We start from the raw sequence: 13,007 nt of genomic DNA on the forward strand, positions 1-13,007 counted from the left end.
CTGCCGGCCACCCGGAGGGCGGGCCGGCAACGGGGACTTCGGTACCGGGCGTCAGGAGTTGTGGTGGCCGGCGATGGTCTCGGCCGCTGCGCGGTGGCCTGCACCTGCCGGCACGGGCTTGAGGCCGTGCCGGCAATGCTCCGCGGTGAGCCCGAAGCGCAGGGCCCGGCCGCCGCCCCGGGTCCACCGTGCCGTCCGCGCCCGGATCCCTGACCGCGGCGCGGACCTCGGCACCGGCCGGGTCCCCGGATCACCGCGGAACGACCGCGGCGCGCCGGCGGACCCGACGCGTCGCGGCGCCGCGACGAAGCAACCAAGGCCGACGGCGGCGGCGTGCGGTTCGACGACGGGTGCGTCGAAGAGGTTCTCGCCGTCGAGCCGTCAGCACACCGACCGGGCGAGGCCGTAGTCCTCGCCCGGAAGGCCCTGCACCCGCCGTAGTCCTCGCTCGGAAGGCCCTGCCCCAGCGGCACCGGCACGGCCGGCGGCACGTGCGGGGCGAGGTGCGGCAGCCACCGCTGCCCGGCCGGACGGCGGCCCCGGGCTCTTCGCCGGAGCCTGCGATCAGGATGACACCGGCTGCGCCGTCTCCGTCTCCGTCAGCCTCGTGCAGGCGAGGACGAACAGCACCCACCCCGCGAGCGAGGCGACCGCGAAGACGAGCAGTGAGTTCCACAGCCCGAGCCGCTCGCCCATCACGCCTCCGAGGAAAGCACCGAGCGGGAACGGCCCGTAGGTGAGCATCCGGTACGCGGCGGTGGCCCGGCCCAGCACCTCGGACGGGATCACCGTCTGCCGGAACGCGACCACGTGGACGTTGTAGATGGTCAGGCCGAACCCGTAGACGGCGAACGTCAGCGTCGCCAGCGCGAAGTTCCATCCGGTGCCCGCCCCTCCGGTCGGCAGCAGAAGCATCGGCGCGACGGACGAGGCGCTGCTGGCCAGGATCAGGATCCTCGGGAACCCGAAACGGTTGCCGACCCGCTTGGCCACCGCCGCCCCGGCGAGCGAGGCGACGCTGCCGAAGGCGAGGACGAAGCCGACCCCGCCCGCGTCCATTCCGAGTTCCTTCACGGCGTAGACGAGGAACAGCGTGAGGATCGCCTGTTCGCACATGTTGAACCAGCCTGCCCGCGCGCTCAGCATGCGCAGGGTCCGGTTGCGCCACAGCAGGCCGAAGCTCGTCAGGATGTCGGCCGGCCGCGGCCTGTGAGCGGCCGACGGGTCGCGGGGCGGCTCCCGGTGCCGGATCAGGAACATGGTCGCGAACGCCGCCAGGTAGGCCACGACGTTCACCAGGATCGCGAACCACGCGCCCAGCAGCTTGATCAGCAGGCCGCCCACTCCGGAGCCGCCGATCTGGGCGACGGCGTAGGAGCCCTGCAACTTGCTGTTGGCGTCCACGAGGTGACGCTGCGGCACGAGCGCGGGGAGGTAGGCCAGATAGCCGACGTCGAACACCGCGGTGCCCGAGCCGACCACGAACGCGATCGCGCACAGCGCCGGGACGGACAGGGTGTCGGTCATGTAGAGAACCGGCACCGTGGCCAGTGCCACGGCACGCACCGCGTTGGCCACCAGGATGATCAGCCGGCGGTCGAACAGGTCGATCACCAGGCCGGCGAACGGGGTGACGCACAGCGCCGGCAGGAACTGCATCGCCGTGACGAGTCCGATCTGCGACGGGCTGCCGCCCAGTGTGCCCAGCACCAGCAGCGGAAGTGCCAGCTGGGTGACCTGGGAGCCGAGCGCGGCAACCGTCTCCCCCGACCACAGCTTGAGGAAGTCGTGGTTGTGCCACAGGCCCCGGTCCGGCGTGGCGGCCGGCGCCCCCTGCGTGAGGGGGCGCCCTTCCTGCCCGCCCGGACCGGCCGGGCGGGCAGGGGTGCTAGTCACCGCGGTACTCCTCGGTGCCGTCGTCGAGCGCGGCCAGCGCCGCCATGGTCTCCGCCCGGGTGCCCGCGAAGATCGCGTACCCCAGCCGGTCCTCCGGGCCGCGCGGCACCCGCGCCACCGCGCCCTCGCCCGCGAAGTAGCGCAGCTCGCGCAGCGCCCCCGCGAGCGGCGGCCGGCTCGCCTTCTCCCACGTCACCGGGTGACGGAACGGCGTCCGGCCGTCACCGACGAAGAACCGGATGGCCGAGCACTCGGCGGCCGGCGCCCCCGGTACCGTGCGTTCGCCCACCACGGCCGCGAGTTCCGCGGTGTTCAGGTTCCATCCGGTGGCCAGTTCGACGAGTCTCGGGATCTGGCCGCCTGCCGGACGTCCCGCGATCTCCATCAGGACGGGGCCCGTCCCGGTCATGCGGAATTCCGCGTGGGAGACGCCCGCCTCCATGCCGAGCGCGTCGAGCGCGCGGACCGTCGCCGCCGTCAGCAGCTCACGGTCCTCGTCCGATGCCGCCGCGGGTGACACGTGGCCCGTCTCGACGCAGTACGGCGGCCTGGTCAGGTACTTGTCGGTGATCGCGAGGACCTGTGTCTCACCGGGTGCCCATGTCACCGCCTCGACGCTGTACTCCTTCCCGACCACGTAGCGGTCCACCGCGACCCGTCCGCTCGCCGCCAGCGCAGCCGCGGCCCGGAAGGCCTCGGCGAGGTCGCGCGGGTCGTCGACGACCTTGACCCCGCCGCTGCCGCCGTAGTCGGTCGGCTTGACCACGACCGGGAAGCGCCCGCCGGCGAGCCGCTCGCACTCCTCGGCGGTGCGGGCCACGCCGAGCTGGGGTGAGGGGACGCCCTGCTCGCGCAGGCGGCCGTGCATGACGCCCTTGTCGCGGAAATGGCCCGCGGGCATCCGTGGCGCCGGCACGCCGAGCTTCTGCGCGACCTCCCGGGCGATGTCGGTGGACAGCTCCTCCCAGCAGAGGACCGCGTCCCACGCGAAGCCGGCCGAACTCGCCGCTTCGAACATCGAGTCGACCGAGAACCGGTCGCCCGCGCGCCACCAGTCGCAGTGGTTGACGGGGACGCGGTGCGGCAGGTCGATGACCCCGACGAAGTGCCCGGCGTCACGCAGCGACTTGAGCCCGAAATCCTTGTTGTCACCGAGCCCGGCGATCAGCACCCTCACAGCGACTCCGCCTTCCCGCCGAACACGCCGAAGCCCTGCTCCAGCTGCTGGAACGCGGACTCGACCGAGCAGCGCAGCAGGCCCGCGGCGTCGAGCTCCTTCACCCAGCGCTTGCCCGCGTCCAGGTTGCCGATCGTGGTGACCAGCTGCATGCGGTCGGTGTTGATGAAGCACCGGTTGGTGGGCTTGCGCGCGGTCACCCGCATGACCTCGGCCCCCTCGGGGTGCGCGGGCACCTCGACGCCCGGGATCTCCGACGACGGCAGCTCGATGGTCACCGCGCGCGTCGTGACCTGCGGCAGCGGTTCGCCGAGCGCGGCCGCGGTGAACACCGCGTGCGGGTCGGTGCCGGTGCCGGTGAGCCCCAGGTCGGACAGGCCGCCGAGGCGCGGGTTGATCTCCAGGACGACGATGTCGTCCTCGACCACGGCGAAGTCGATCTGCCACGGGCCGAAGGGGGCGAAGTTGTCCTGGATGTCGGTCAGGAACGCGTCGAGACGCGCCGCGGCACGCTCGGGGAGCGCGTACGGTGTGACGCGCGCCCGCAGGGAGGGGTCGAGCCCGGCGTCCAGCGGGCCCATGGACACCACCGGCCAGCGCATCAGCTCGCCGCCGGCGGTGATCAGCTCGATGCCGGTCTCGACGCCCACCTTGAAGGCCTGCACGATCGCGGGGAACGCCAGGCCCCGGGCGAGCACGGCGTCGAGTTCCGCGGCCGATGCCGCGAAGAACCGTCCGTCGCCCGCCTGGGCCTGGGCCTCCTTGATCACGAGCGGGAAGCCCAGTTCCCGGGCGGCGCCGGCGACCGCGGCGGCGTCCGTGCAGACCGCACCCTCCGGGACCGGCCACCCGCGCTCCACACCGGTCTCGTGCAGCTTGACCTTGTCGCAGGCCACCTCGGCGAACTCGGCGGAGTGGGCGACGAACCGGCCGTCCCACCGCGCGGCGGCCCGGCCGTAGACGATGGGCAGCTGCTCCTGGCCGTGCGCGTACGGGTTGGCGATGGCCACGTCGGGCCGCTCGGTGTCCAGCACGCGAAGCACGTCCTCCGCGTCCCAGTCCAGGCTCAGCAGCTTGACCTCGACACCCTCGTTGTCGAACTCCAGGGCCGCGTCGAACTCGACGGCCGAATACACGACGAAGCTTGTGTAGCCGCGCTCGCGCAGGACCGGAAGGAACCGGGCGATCTTGTACTCGCCGAAGATCAGGGCCTTCTTCATGGGGTGTGTCTCCATCCGTGGTGAAGGGGAAACGGAGCGCCCACCGTGGGCGCTCGTGGTACGGGAGGCTCAGATGTGCAGGGGTTCGCCGAGCACGGCCGTGGCTTCGGCGAGCTTCAGCAGCCGCGCGTCGATCTCGGCGACGTCGGCGCCCGTGGCGATGACGTATCCGGCCCGCCCCAGGAACTGCCGTGGAGGCAGCCGCAGTTCGGTGCCCGGCTCGCTGACCCGCCGCACCTCGTGCACCCAGGGCTCGCCGAGGAGGGCGGCCGGGACCTCGAGGTCGTCGAACGTCAGGTCTTCGGCGGGGTAGAGGAAGCGGATGCCGACCAGCTGTCCGGGCGCCGGGATCGGGTCGGGCTCGCGGCCGGTGGCGACCGCGCCGAGGACCGCCCCGATCGACAGGCCCGGGATCGCGATCTCGGCCAGGCGCGGGATGAGCTCCCCGCCCAGCCGGCCGTTGACCTCGACCACCTTGGGACCGTCGGCGGTGAGCATCAGCTCGGTGTGCGTGACCGTCCGATCGATGCCCAGGGCGTTGTTGGAGCGGATCACCACGTCGCGGACCGCGGCCTCGGTCGCGCTGTCGAGGACCGTGCCGACCACGTGCGCGACCTCCTCGAAGAAGGGCGCGTAACCGGTGCGCTTGAGCGCGATCGCGTAGGGCTCGACCCTGCCGTCGAGCACCCAGCTGTCCACGCTGATCTCCGGGCCGGCGAGGAACTCCTCGACGAGGACGAGCCCGTCCGCGATGGACGCGTTCTCCGAGCTGCGGGCGAAGTCGAACGCCGCCCGCAGCTCGGCCTCGGAGCGGACGATCTGGACCGCGACGCTCGCGGCCCGGCCGCGGGGCTTGACCACCACGGGGTAGCCGATGGCGTCCGCGGCGGCGACCGCCTCGGCCACGGAACCCGCGAGGTGGAACCGCGCCGAAGGGACGCCGGCCTCCTGGAAGAGCCGGCGCTGCTCGGCCTTGTCGCGGCATGCCCGCGCGGCCTCGACCGGCATGGCCGGGACGCCCAGCCGGGCGCCGACCGCGGCGGCCCGCGCGATCAGCATCTCCTCCCATGTGATCACGCCGGTGATGCGGTTGCCCGCCGCCAGCTCCTCGGCGGCGGCGAACACCGCGGCCTCGTCCTGGAGGTCGGTCTCCCGGTACTCGGCCGCGTACGGCAGCTGCCAGTCCAGCGGGCGCGCACCGATGAGGACGACACGGTAGTGCTCGGCCAGCCCCCGGAGCGCGTACTCCCGGAAGTGGAGGTAGCCCGAGCCGATGACGAGAACGCTTTCCTTCATGTGCTCACTCCTCGTGAGGTTGTCGTGGACCGCGCGTCCGCCCGGCACCTCATCGCGACGCCCGTTGTGCTTCGACGATGCGCCGGGCGCCCTCGTCCGGGGCGCCCCTCCCCCGGAGCCGGGCCGCGGCGGCGGGGAACTGCACCGACAGGGCGCAGAGCAGCCGCAGCTTGACCGGGGCGATGTTGACCTCGCCGCGGTCCTGTTCGACGGCCCTGAGCACCGCCGATGCCACCTGGTCCGGTGTGACCGCGCGCGCCCCACGCGGCAGCGGTGCCCCGGTCCTGGCGAACATGCCCGCTTCTGCGACGAATCCCGGCTGGACCAGCGAGACCCCGACGCCGGCTGTGCGCAGGTCGAGCCGCAGGGCGTGGGCGAAGCCGCGCAGACCGAACTTCGACGCGGTGTACAGCGATGAGTGGGGGGTGGCGGCCTTCCCCGACATCGATCCCACGAACGCGAGGTGTCCGCGGCCCGCTGCGGCCATCGCCGGCGCGAGCATCCGGGCGAGCACGACCGCCGAGCGCAGGTTCACCGCCAGGGCACGGTCGATCTGCTCCGGGGTGTACTCCAGCAGGTCACCGCTGGCGGGCAGGGCCGCGTTCGCCACCAGAATCCCCGTGCCGGCGCACGCCTGCGCGAGGTGTTCCACGTCGTACGGGTCGGCGAGGTCGGCGGCCACCCACCGGGCGCCCAGTCCGTCCGCCAGCGCTCGCAGCGCTTCGGCGTCGCGACCGGTCACGATCAGGTCGGCGCCGGCCTCGGTCAGACGTGCGGCAAGCGCCCGGCCGATGCCTCCGGTCGCACCGGTGAGCAGGACGGTCTCTCCGGCGATCTTCATCTGCGGCTCCGGGGAAGGGGAATGTGCGCGCGGTCTCGGGTTCGGGGGGTCACCAGAGGTGGTGCACCTGGGCGCGGATCCGGCGGTCGTACAGTTCGCGCAGCCGTTCCAGGGTCGCTTCGGACAGCGGCTCCATGGACCCGACCGCGGCGTTGGCCCGCGCCTGGCCCACCGAGGTGGCGCCCGGGATGACCGTGGTGACGCCGTCCTGCTGGGTGACCCACCGCAGGGCGAGCTGTGCGGGCGTGGCGCCGGGGGGCACCAGGCCGGTGAACTCGCCCGCGGCCGCGAGACCGGTCTCGTAGTCGACGCCGGAGAAGGTCTCGCCGACGTCGAACTGCTCGCCGTGCCGGTTGTAGTTGCGGTGGTCGGTCGCGGCGAAGACCGTGTCCTTCCGGAACTTCCCGGACAGCAGGCCCGAGGCCAGCGGAACCCGGGCGATGATGCCCACGCCCGCGGCCCGGGCGGCGGGCAGGACCTGCTCCAGCGGCTTGCGGCGGAACACGTTCAGGATGATCTGCACCGACGCGACGTTCGGCCGGGCGATGGCGGTCATGGCCTGGGCGCAGCTCTCCACGCTCACCCCGTAGGCCTTGATGCGGCCCTCGTCGACCAGTACGTCGAGAGCGTCGAAGACCGCGTCGGACTCGAACACGGCGTCCGGCGGGGTGTGGAGCTGTACGAGGTCGAGCACGTCCGTGCCCAGGTTGGCCCGGGAGCGGTCGGTCCAGGCGCGGAAGTTGTCGAGGGTGAACGCCCCGGTCTCCTGGGGGCCACGGCGTCCAAGCTTGGTCGCCACGGTGGGCGGTCCGCCCGGCGACGTGCGGAACTCCCGCAGGAACCGGCCGATCAGCCGCTCGCTGCGGCCGTCGCCGTAGACGTCGGCGGTGTCGATGAAGTCGACACCGGATTCGACGGCCGCCTCCAGGATGGCGCGGACGTCGTGCTCGCGCACGTGGTCCCATCCGTCGCCGAACTGCCAGGTGCCGAGACCGACGACGGAGACCTTCCGCCCGGTCCTGGTCAGAAGTCGCTTTTCCACGCGTGTGCCTTCCACGATCGCTGGGTCAAGGGATGGGGATCGGTCCGGTCCGGAGCGGACCTGCTGCGGCGGGTCACGGCGCCCCGTCGCGCAGCAGCTCGTCGACGAACGCGTTGCCGAACTTGCCGTCGGGGTCGAATTTGGCCCTCAGCTCGTCGAAGTCGGACGCGCGGCGGTAGCCCGAGCGGATGGCGGCCCCGGTCATGGCCGTCAGCTTCGCCCAGTGGGGCCGCGCCCCCAGCGGCACCAGGAGCTCCTCCACGGCGGCGATCACCGGCAGCACGCGGGCCGGGTCCTTGACCCAGGTGAAGTGGAACGCCGCCGAGTCCCGTTCGTACGCCGGGCTCAGCCACAGGTCGTCGCCGCGCACGGTCCGGACCTCGGCCACGTGCAGGACCGGCCCGATGAGCCCGCCGATCCCGCGCAGCGCGTCGAAGGCGGCACGGGCTGCGGAACGCGGGAGGAAGTACTCGGACTGCAGTTCGTCGCCGACGTCGGCCACGGTGCCGGGGCGGAAGTGCGGCAGCCGCAGGTGCCACGGGCCGGCTTCCCCCAGCTGGGCCGTGCACGACGCCGGGTCGGCCCCGGGCACCGGATGCAGCGGGCTCCGTGCGGGCGTGCCGAGTTCCAGCTCGACCACGGGCCGGTCGGTGCGGCGCTTCAGCCACACGGTGGCGTCGTGGCCCCACTTGGTGAACACGCTGACGCTGTAGGCGGCGCCCAGCACCTCGTCGAACCGGTCCCGGACCTCGTCGAGCGGCACTTGCGTGTGCACCGACTGGGCCACCTGGAACGACGGCTCGATCTCCAGGGTCACCCGGGTGACGAGACCCAGTGCACCGAGGGAGACCACCGATCCTGCGAAGGTGTCGTGGTCCACGTCGCGGCGCAGCCGGACCAGGTCCCCTTCGGGGCCGACCAGCTCCAGTCCGGTCACGGCGGCCGCGAGGCTCTGCCGGCCGTCGCCGGACCCGTGGGTGCCGGTGGCGGTCGCCCCGGCGACCGTGAGGTCGGGGAGGGACGCCAGGTTCGCCAGTGCGTAGCCCGCCCGGTGCAGCTTGGCGGCCACGTCGGTGTACCGCATGCCGGCGGTCACCGTGACGGTGGCCGCCGCCGGGTCGATGTCGACGGCCGGCGGCAGTCCGTCGAGCCGGACGAACCCGCCCGTCGTGGCCAGGATCCCGCTGAACGAGTGCCCGGCGCCCAGCGCGCGCACCCGTCGGTTGTTCGCGACGATCCGGCGCAGCGCGTCCACGGACCCGGGCCGGGCCACCGGGGTCGCCCCGTGGTCGATGTTGCCCGCCCAGTTCCTCATGAGGGCACCACCAGCCCGGACCGGTCGTGTTCGATCATGTCGTCCACCCGGACGAAGTCGAACCCGCGCTCCAGCAGGCCCTCGATGATGAGCGGCAGCGAGTCCACGGTGGGCGACCGGTCGCCGCCGCCGTCGTGGAGCAGGATCACGGAGCCGGGCCGGACGTCGGCCAGCACGTCGCGCGCGATGGCGTCGGCCTGCCGCAGGGCCCAGTCGTCCGGCGCCACGTCCCACAGCACGGTGGTGGTGCCGGACTCCTTGAGCCAGCCCATCACCTCCGGTGTCCGCGATCCGTACGGCGGCCGGAACAGCCGGGGTCGCCCGCCTCCGCTCGCCTCGGCGATCGCCTCGGCGGTGCGGTCGATCTGCTCGGCCAGCTGCGGCCGCGACAGCTCGGGAAGGAAGGGGTGCGACCAGGTGTGGTTGCCGATGGCGTGGCCGTGCTCGCGCATCCGCGCCAGGTCCTCGGCGAAGCCGCCCGCGTTGATCCCGACGCAGAAGAACGTCGCCGGGACGCCGTAGCGCTCCAGGACGTCGAGGATCCGGCCGGTGTAGGGCGGCAGCGGACCGTCGTCGAAGGTGAGCGCGACCTCGCGGCGCTCGCGGTCACCGTGGCTGAAGAAGCGGCCCGCCGCGGCGAGTTCACGGTCGGCGTCCGCCGACGAGGCGATCTGGGCGGCCAGTTCGTCCTCGCGGCCGGTCTGGGTGCCCCGGTGGGCTTCCAGCCGGACCAGGCCGTGCCCGGTGCGCAGGCTCACGAGGGCCAGTTCCTCCGCCGGGACCGAGCCCAGCAGCGGGCGGTCCGGCAGCAGCCAGGGGTCGGCGCGGTGGACGCGCAGGCCGGCCGCCATCATGCGGCCGTCCAGGGTGCCGTTGGTGCTCTCCACCACGATGGTGAGCCCGTCGCCCAGCCGGCGCAGCTCCGTGATCAATTCGTCGGCCCGGTGCGACGGGTAGTCGCCGGGCGTGCGGACGGGGCGGCCGTCGGGGCCGATCACCGCGAGCCGGTACCCGCCCGGGTGCCATGAGATTCCCGCGTGCAGCATCTGATCGCCCCTCACTCGGGCTTGGTGTATTCGCTGAAGTGGTGCTCGGCGAAGAGGTCCGGCCAGTGCGGGCCCGCGAGTCCGAGCTGTCGCGCGCGGGCCAGCATCTCGCGCCAGTACGGCTTCACCGGCGGCCACGCCGTCCCGGCCTGGCAGTACGAGGAGTCGACGAAGTAGCGCGGGCGCCCCGGGAACTCCGGCTTGGCCCGGCGGGCGTGGAAGAGGGCGGAGTGCAGCAGGACGGTCGATCCGGCCGGCAGCTCCTCCAGGTACACCTCGCCGGGCAGCACGCTGGTGCCCAGGTGGGCGCACGCCGTCTTCCCGGCCACCTCCCGGTGCGAGCCGGGGAGTACGGCGAGTCCGGCCATGTCGGAGTCGATGCCGTCGAGGTAGTGCAGCGCGTGGAGCATGGTGTGCGTGCGGCGTGACTGGACGCTCTGCTCGTAGTCGTGGTGCCACCCCTTGCCGGGGAGGTCGGGTGCGTGCCGGTCGCTGTGCATGTGGTGGAAACCGAACCCCGGTCCCAGCAGCTCTCCGACCACCTGGAGCAGTGGCTCGTGGGCGAGGAGTTCGCCGTGCGCGGGGAGGTCGAACTCCATGACGTCCGGCACTCCGTGGGTGTCGTAGGCCAGCGCGGACGCGATGGACCGGGCCCGCAGCCCGGTGTCGACCCATGTGTCCACTTCCTGTTTGACCCGGGTCACCAGGTCGTCCGGGAGGAAGCCCGGCAACACGAGGAAACCGGACTCCTCGAAGCGGGCTCTCTGCGTGTCGTCGAGTCCGGACAGCCGGGTGCGGGTGTGCATCGTCTGGACAGGCATAGATAAGGGCTCCGTTCTGTATGGATGAACTCGCCACATCGCATTGCGCGGGGACAACGGCGCGCGGCCGGCACGTCCGGCGGCCGGATGCTCGGGCTCAGTGGAGCGGCTCTGCCCGGAAAGCGTGACAGATGTTACCTACATGGTCAATAATTTTGGCAACTAACGTTGCCTCATATGGCAACCGGATGCCCCACGGAGGCAGCACATGCGAGCTGATCACCCCCTGGTCGTCCTCGTCGACGCGTACGGGACGGGCAGACACCTTCGAGCGGCCTTCGCCGGCCTCGGCGCGGACGTCGTGCACCTGTCGAGCACGCCCGAACCCCTGAAGTCCATGAAGGCGCCCGACCTCGGCAGCTACACGGCGGCCCTGGTCGCCGGCGATCCCGCCGAGACCGCGCACCGGCTCGCCGAACTGCGCCCGGACGCGGTGGTGGCCGGGCAGGAGCCCGGCGTACCGCTCGCCGACACCCTCTCCGAGATGCTCGGCCTGGCGACCAACGGCTCCGCCCTGTCGGCGGCGCGCCGGGACAAGTACCTCATGATCGAGGCCGTGCGGAAGGCCGGCGTGCGCTGCGCCCGCCAGTTCAAGTCCGACGACGTCGACGCGGTCGTGGCGTGGGCGCGGGAGCAGGGCGACTACCCGGTCGTGGTCAAGCCGCTGGCCGCCTCGGGCGCCCAGGGCGTGTCCATCTGCGCCGACGCGGCCGAGGTGCGCCGCGCCGCAGCGGCCGTCCTCGGCACCGTCACCATGTACGGGCAGACCAACGTCGAGGTCCTGGCGCAGTCCTACCTCGCGGGCACCGAGTACATCGTCGACACCGTGTCCTGCCGCGGCAGCCGCTACGACGCCGGCGTGTGGCGCTACGACAAGCGCCGCCGGGGTGCCCACAACGTCTCCCACCGCGACGTGCTCGTCCCGCCGGACGACCCGGTGGTCGCGGAGCTGACCTCTTACACCCACGACGTCCTGGACGCGCTCGGCATCGAGTTCGGCGCGGCGCACGCGGAGGTGATGATGACCGCCGACGGGCCCGCGCTCGTCGAGATCGGCGCCCGGATGAACGGGGCCATGCACCCCGAGTTCGACACCGGATGCTGTGGCGCCGACCAGGCGCGGGCCGCCGCGCTGGCCTGGCTGCGCCCGGACGAGTTCGCACGGGAGTTCGCCGGCCGCACCTACCGGCAGCTCCAGGAGGCGTTCGTGTACCACGTCGCCACGGACCTCACGGGGGTCGTGGCGGGCGTGGACACATCGGTCCTGGCAGAGATCGAGAACGTCGGGTCGGTGCGGGCGGTCACGGTGAAGAAGGGGCCGGGCGACCGGATCCGGCCCACCATTGACCTGCCGTCCAGTCCCCTGACCGTGCACATGGCCCACTCCGACGCGGCCGCCCTGGGCCGCGACCGGGCCCGGGTCGAGGCCCTGTCCAGGGCGGTGTTCCGGCTCGCCTGAAGGCTGTCCCCGGCACGACGAGAGGGATCACATGGCGGGCGTTGGCCGAGATGACCGGGTTGGTGTTCCTGTAGTACGGAAGCTGGATGACCGCCATGGACAGCGCCCACCCGCGGCCGCGGACCCAGGTGGCCTCGTCGGTGTCCACCCCGTCCCGGAAGACCTGCCGCGCGGCGGACGGCAGCAGGTTCCACGCCGGGATGAGGTCGACGGCGGGATCACCGAGGCCGGCGGTGCCGAAGTCGATCACTGCGGCCAGCCGGCCGCCGGCGCCCAGCAGATTGCTGGGCATGAGGTCGGAGTGGATCCACCGCGGCCGCCCCGGCCACGCGGGGGCGGCGAGCGCCTCCTCCCACGCGGCGAGGGCCGCCTCGGCGTCGAACGGCTCGTCGGTGTGCCGGAGCTCCTTGATCGCGGCGCGGGTCTCCGCGTCGGCCGCGGCCAGGGGATCGCCCCGGTGAGCCGGAGGCCCTCCGTCGGTGGCCACCTCGCGCAGGGCGGTGACGAAGGCCGCGAGGTCGCGGGCCAGTTGCCCGGGCTCGTCCACCCGGCCCTCGACCAGCACCTCGCCGTCGATCCACCGGTGTACGGCCCACTCCCACGGATAGCCCTCGGCGGGCTCGCCCCGCCCCACGACCTCCGGCACGGGCACGGGCACCAGGGGTGCCAGCCGCGGCAGCCAGAAGGCCTCCCGGTGGAGCGTTCCGGCGCCGCCCGCGGTGAGCGGCAGCCGGACGGTCAGCCCGGTGCCGACCCGGTAGATCGCGTTGACGGTCCCACCCGACTCCAGCCGCCGTACCGGCAGGTCCGCCCAGTGGGGGAACTGGCCGCGGAGCAGCCGCCGGACGAGGTCCTCATCGGTGTCCGCCTCGTCCGGATGCATCTTGGCCATGT

Annotated in this window: 10 protein-coding genes and 1 pseudogene; 1 reads left to right on the top strand and 10 read right to left on the bottom strand. The window is 72.8% G+C overall.

Going from position 1 to position 13,007, the window contains the following annotated elements:
- Window positions 1-564 precede the first annotated feature (564 nt).
- The 9 genes from B7P34_RS01885 to B7P34_RS01925 form a co-directional block, all read right to left on the bottom strand.
- Window positions 565-1,896 carry an MFS transporter gene (locus tag B7P34_RS01885; protein WP_106673988.1) on the bottom strand — a complete coding sequence of 444 codons (1,332 nt, stop codon included), beginning with the start codon at window positions 1,894-1,896 and terminating at the stop codon, window positions 565-567.
- Window positions 1,889-3,073, bottom strand: coding sequence for an ATP-grasp domain-containing protein (locus B7P34_RS01890; protein ID WP_146166699.1), 1,185 nt, complete (start codon window positions 3,071-3,073; stop codon window positions 1,889-1,891). The genes B7P34_RS01885 and B7P34_RS01890 overlap by 8 nt, the downstream gene beginning before the upstream one ends.
- Window positions 3,070-4,293 carry an ATP-grasp domain-containing protein gene (locus B7P34_RS01895; RefSeq protein WP_189382350.1) on the bottom strand — a complete coding sequence of 408 codons (1,224 nt, stop codon included), beginning with the start codon at window positions 4,291-4,293 and terminating at the stop codon, window positions 3,070-3,072. The genes B7P34_RS01890 and B7P34_RS01895 overlap by 4 nt, the downstream gene beginning before the upstream one ends.
- A gap of 69 nt (window positions 4,294-4,362) precedes the next feature.
- Entirely contained in the window at window positions 4,363-5,589 is a 1,227-nt protein-coding gene (locus B7P34_RS01900) for an ATP-grasp domain-containing protein (RefSeq protein ID WP_106673991.1), read from the bottom strand.
- Between the two features lie 49 nt (window positions 5,590-5,638).
- The gene (locus B7P34_RS01905) at window positions 5,639-6,430 is read right to left on the bottom strand and encodes an SDR family NAD(P)-dependent oxidoreductase (RefSeq protein WP_106673992.1); all 792 of its coding nucleotides are present in this window, start codon (window positions 6,428-6,430) and stop codon (window positions 5,639-5,641) included.
- Window positions 6,431-6,479: 49 nt separating this feature from the next.
- The gene (locus B7P34_RS01910) at window positions 6,480-7,472 is read right to left on the bottom strand and encodes an aldo/keto reductase (RefSeq protein WP_106673993.1); all 993 of its coding nucleotides are present in this window, start codon (window positions 7,470-7,472) and stop codon (window positions 6,480-6,482) included.
- A 73-nt stretch (window positions 7,473-7,545) separates the two neighbouring features.
- Window positions 7,546-8,787: an FAD-binding protein gene (locus B7P34_RS01915; protein WP_106673994.1), complete on the bottom strand. Its 1,242-nt coding sequence runs from the start codon at window positions 8,785-8,787 to the stop codon at window positions 7,546-7,548.
- Complete coding sequence (locus B7P34_RS01920; RefSeq protein WP_106673995.1) at window positions 8,784-9,833, bottom strand: polysaccharide deacetylase family protein; 1,050 nt, start codon at window positions 9,831-9,833, stop codon at window positions 8,784-8,786. Before B7P34_RS01920 ends, B7P34_RS01915 begins: the two co-directional genes overlap by 4 nt.
- Window positions 9,834-9,844: 11 nt before the next feature.
- A complete protein-coding gene (locus B7P34_RS01925; RefSeq protein WP_223267397.1) occupies window positions 9,845-10,654 on the bottom strand; it encodes a phytanoyl-CoA dioxygenase family protein in 810 nt (269 codons plus the stop codon).
- Window positions 10,655-10,862: 208 nt separating this feature from the next.
- Between B7P34_RS01925 and B7P34_RS01930 the strand changes: the two are divergent.
- Window positions 10,863-12,041 (top strand): annotated as a pseudogene (locus B7P34_RS01930) (ATP-grasp domain-containing protein); the annotation flags it as partial.
- Here the strand turns inward: B7P34_RS01930 and B7P34_RS01935 are convergent.
- Window positions 11,956-13,005: an aminoglycoside phosphotransferase family protein gene (locus B7P34_RS01935; protein WP_223267398.1), complete on the bottom strand. Its 1,050-nt coding sequence runs from the start codon at window positions 13,003-13,005 to the stop codon at window positions 11,956-11,958. The pseudogene B7P34_RS01930 and the gene B7P34_RS01935 sit on opposite strands and share 86 nt — an antisense overlap.
- Window positions 13,006-13,007: the final 2 nt, after the last annotated feature.

This window comes from Streptosporangium nondiastaticum (assembly GCF_003011965.1).
GTDB classification, from domain to species: Bacteria; Actinomycetota; Actinomycetes; order Streptomycetales; family Streptomycetaceae; genus Streptomyces; species Streptomyces nondiastaticus.

What these genes read in the sequence shown, in the direction of transcription:
- B7P34_RS01920 (WP_106673995.1), bottom strand. Translation starts at nt 9,833, where the DNA reads ATGCTGCACGCGGGAATCTCATGGCACCCGGGCGGGTACCGGCTCGCG.
- B7P34_RS01925 (WP_223267397.1), bottom strand. Translation starts at nt 10,654, where the DNA reads ATGCCTGTCCAGACGATGCACACCCGCACCCGGCTGTCCGGACTCGAC.
- B7P34_RS01895 (WP_189382350.1), bottom strand. Translation starts at nt 4,293, where the DNA reads ATGAAGAAGGCCCTGATCTTCGGCGAGTACAAGATCGCCCGGTTCCTT.
- B7P34_RS01900 (WP_106673991.1), bottom strand. Translation starts at nt 5,589, where the DNA reads ATGAAGGAAAGCGTTCTCGTCATCGGCTCGGGCTACCTCCACTTCCGG.
- B7P34_RS01935 (WP_223267398.1), bottom strand. Translation starts at nt 13,005, where the DNA reads ATGGCCAAGATGCATCCGGACGAGGCGGACACCGATGAGGACCTCGTC.
- B7P34_RS01905 (WP_106673992.1), bottom strand. Translation starts at nt 6,430, where the DNA reads ATGAAGATCGCCGGAGAGACCGTCCTGCTCACCGGTGCGACCGGAGGC.
- B7P34_RS01915 (WP_106673994.1), bottom strand. Translation starts at nt 8,787, where the DNA reads ATGAGGAACTGGGCGGGCAACATCGACCACGGGGCGACCCCGGTGGCC.